Genomic DNA, 3,165 nt, shown 5'->3' with positions numbered 1-3,165 from the left:
GTGATCATCCCCGGGAAGGCGCGCCCACATTCACGCCGCCCTACCAAGGCTCATCCACAGGTTCTGATCATTGCTCCCCAGCACACACCTGTACGCCCTACCGAACGGGCCAGATTGTGGGTGCGGGCAACCCGAGCCATCTGCGCACTGGTGTACTGACAGCCCCGATCCGCATGGAAGATCACCTGCTCGGGCAGGTCGGCGCGCAGAGCCACCGCCATCGCGACCGCCGACTCGACCAGATCGGTATGCAGGTAGTCCTCGATGGCCCAGCCGATGACCCGCCGGGAATGCCCATCACGGACCGCGCACAGATACAGCCAGCCTTGCCCGGTGCGCAGATAGGTGATGTCGCTGGTCCACACCGCATTGAGCGTCCCGGCATCGAAACGGCGTTTCACCAGATCAGGGATCGGTGGGGCGTCCAGATCCACCACCGTGGTCACCGGAGCGAACGTCCGTGGACTGATCCCGTGAAGGCCCTGGCGCGCCAGCGAAGCGGCCACCGTTTTACGGGACACCGTGCGGCCCTTCCCACGCAGATCGGCCAGGATGCGCGGTGCCCCGTAGACCCCATCAGAGGCGGTGTGCGCGGCCGCGACAGCGGCATCGAGATCGGCACGTCGGACCGCGGCCGTGCTGGGCCCAGACCCCAATCGGATGTGCCGACTCTTGGAGGTGTCCCGCTCGGGGTTCTACAAATGGCGCACCAACGCGGCCGCCGCACCTGGTGCGGCTGCGGTGCGCCGTGCCGATCTCGATGCCGCGGTAGCGGCCGCTCACACCGCCTCTGACGGGGTGTACGGGGCACCGCGGATCCTGGCTGACCTACGTGAAAAAGGCCGCACGGTGTCCCGCAAGACCGTGGCCGCCTCGCTGGCGCGCCAGGGCCTGGCCGTGATCAGCCCACGGTCGTTCGCGCCGGCGACCACGGTGGCGGATCTGGATGCACCACCGATCCCGGACCTGGTCAAACGTCGCTTCGATGCCGGTGCGATCAACCGGGTGTGGACCAGTGACATCACTTACCTGCGAACCGGCGAGGGCTGGCTGTATCTGTGCGCGGTGCGCGATGGGCATTCGCGGAGGATCATCGGCTGGGCCATTGAGGACCATCTGCACACCGATCTAGTGCAGGCCGCGGTCGCGATGGCCGTGGCCCGTGGGCAGTTACCCGGCAGGTGGTATTTCACGCTGACCGTGGCTGCCAATACACCAGCGCACAGATGGCCCACCTGGCCCGAACCTACGATCTCGCTCGTTCAGTAGGGAGGACCGGGGTGTGTTGGGACAACGCCGCGGCTGAATCTTTTTGGGCTACATTGAAAGTCGAGTTCTATGACCGGTACTTGTGGCCGACCAAAGCGGCCGCTAAGCTCGCCGTCGGTAACTGGATCGAACGGGTCTACAACCGCCGCCGACGCCATTCCGCGATCGGCATGATCACCCCGGTGGAATGCGAAAACCGGATCAATCAGACGGCACAAGCCGCCTGATCCTGTGTCCACCAACTGGGGTCAAGCCCACGCATACGGCGAGTTCGACGTCGAGGTCGCCGAGTTACGGGCGGGCGTCGGGGCTTTGCAGGATGTTGTCGAAGGGTTGCCGGTATTGCTCGACGACGCGGGCGCGCAGGGTGTGGGCAGTGGGGGATGCGTGCCCTCTGCTACGAACCTGGGAGTTTCGGTGGGGCCCAGGGCCGCTCAGGCAAGGGTGGTGACGTGCACCGGCGCTTCGGCGAGAAGGTCAGCTCGCCGGGAGAGCAGTTCGATGAGGCGCTCACGCGGTGTTCCGCTGGTCGGTTCGGGTGGAATGACTTGCGGTAGTAGGCGTTCGAAGGTCGCCGCAAGTAGCTGGGTGGAATGGTTGAAGTGGCGCTAGAGGGAGCGCAGCAGCACAAGCACCCCGAGAACCGGTCGCAACTACGTAAGTCAACGCCGGCCGCGCCCACCCCCAGGTGGTGCGCTCACCGCGGGGCGCACCAAAGCCGGGCCGGTGCGTAACAGGGACGTGGTTGCCCAGCGGTATCCAATTGGCCGTATAGCGGTTCGATCGTTGCTTTCTGAGCGAAGCAGCAGCAGCAGCAGCGTCGTCGTCGATCCCAACTCGTCAACCGCCGTACTGTGGCTTGAGCTTGCCAGCGAGTGCTGCCAGTGGGATGTTTGCGACGACGGTGCCGCCGTCCATGGACCAGACGCGTTGCCCCGGTGGGGTCGGGTCTTCGCGCACCATCGGCTGGTCCGGCATGTAGATCCGCAGGGAGTCACCGGTGAGCGCGAAGGCCCGGTAACTGCCGGAGTACCCGGGGCCGGCGCTGTCCGGCTGGAATTCCGGCACGGTGAACGGGTAGGTGCCCGGTGCGTGCGGCGGAGGTACCGCGTCGAGTATCGGCGGCAGGACCGGTGCGGCGGCGGCCGAAACTGCTTGGTATCCATCGATTCCCGGCCGGAACAAATCCGGCAGATACAACCGCCGCCCCGAGCTCATGTCGAACACGAAGGATCGGAAGGCATTGTTGGGCTGGATGCCGAACGGCTCGAACATCTCGTGCACCACAACCGACTGCACCCCACCGGGACCGGGAATGATCTCGTAATCGGCCTTGGCGCTGCTGTCGCGCGGCGTGGTGTTGCCGGTGTTCCGCCACCCGTTGAACAGGCGGGTGTAGTAGTCACGCAGCACCGGGCCGGCCGTCGGGTTGTCGATGAACTCTGCCGGAACCCGCAGCGACAGCAGCATTTCCGCTTCGCGCTGGGATTTGACCACTGCGGTGCACGCGCCACCGTCCCAGACCGCGCCAAGTTGACTGCAGAATCCGTCGATCGATGCGTGGGCGGTCGGCGTACCGGTCAAAGCGATCGCGGTGACCGCTGCGCCGACCACCGCCCAGGCTCTATTTGCCACGCTTACCGTCCGCTCCGGCCAGCAACACCTCGGTGGCCAGCCATCGATCGCCAACCTTGCGCATCGTCATCGAGACGCTGACGTAGTCGGTCCGCGGGTCCGGCTCCCCGGAACTTGTGACCACCTGCTTCACCGACAACAGCACGTCGACGTCGTCGCCGTGCACCGCCTTGACCGCCGCATCGTTGAACCACCCCGGGTTTGATGCACACCTTCTTTCGAGGGAAGGTTGTTCGCATCATGCCGAAGAAGTACGACGAG

General features: G+C 65.4%; 5 protein-coding genes. 2 read left to right on the top strand and 3 right to left on the bottom strand.

Annotated features, from left to right (window positions below; genetic code table 11):
* Positions 1-50: 50 nt before the first annotated feature.
* The gene (locus ACJH7A_RS30225) at positions 51-656 is read right to left on the bottom strand and encodes an IS3 family transposase (RefSeq protein WP_406803299.1); all 606 of its coding nucleotides are present in this window, start codon (positions 654-656) and stop codon (positions 51-53) included.
* 4 nt (positions 657-660) lie between these two features.
* On the opposite strand from ACJH7A_RS30225, the gene ACJH7A_RS30220 reads away from it, so the two are divergent.
* Both ACJH7A_RS30220 and ACJH7A_RS30215 read left to right on the top strand, forming a co-directional pair.
* On the top strand, positions 661-1,269 hold the full coding sequence (locus tag ACJH7A_RS30220) for an IS3 family transposase (protein ID WP_406803298.1): 609 nt from the start codon (positions 661-663) through the stop codon (positions 1,267-1,269).
* An 11-nt stretch (positions 1,270-1,280) separates the two neighbouring features.
* Positions 1,281-1,496 (top strand): integrase core domain-containing protein, encoded by a 216-nt coding sequence (locus tag ACJH7A_RS30215; RefSeq protein ID WP_406784734.1) that lies wholly within the window; start codon positions 1,281-1,283, stop codon positions 1,494-1,496.
* Positions 1,497-2,109: 613 nt separating this feature from the next.
* On the opposite strand, the gene ACJH7A_RS30210 is transcribed toward ACJH7A_RS30215, so the two are convergent.
* Together ACJH7A_RS30210 and ACJH7A_RS30205 are read right to left on the bottom strand one after the other, a co-directional pair.
* Positions 2,110-2,883, bottom strand: a complete 774-nt coding sequence (locus ACJH7A_RS30210) for a hypothetical protein (protein ID WP_406775657.1) — start codon at positions 2,881-2,883, stop codon at positions 2,110-2,112.
* Between the two features lie 10 nt (positions 2,884-2,893).
* A complete protein-coding gene (locus ACJH7A_RS30205) occupies positions 2,894-3,070 on the bottom strand; it encodes a hypothetical protein (RefSeq protein ID WP_406803297.1) in 177 nt (58 codons plus the stop codon).
* Positions 3,071-3,165 lie beyond the last annotated feature (95 nt).

The organism is Mycobacterium sp. SMC-17, assembly GCF_045310915.1.
Lineage (GTDB): Bacteria > Actinomycetota > Actinomycetes > Mycobacteriales > Mycobacteriaceae > Mycobacterium.
The sequence above is the reverse complement of the archived record's forward strand: the minus strand, read 5'-3'. Positions and strand labels throughout refer to the sequence as shown.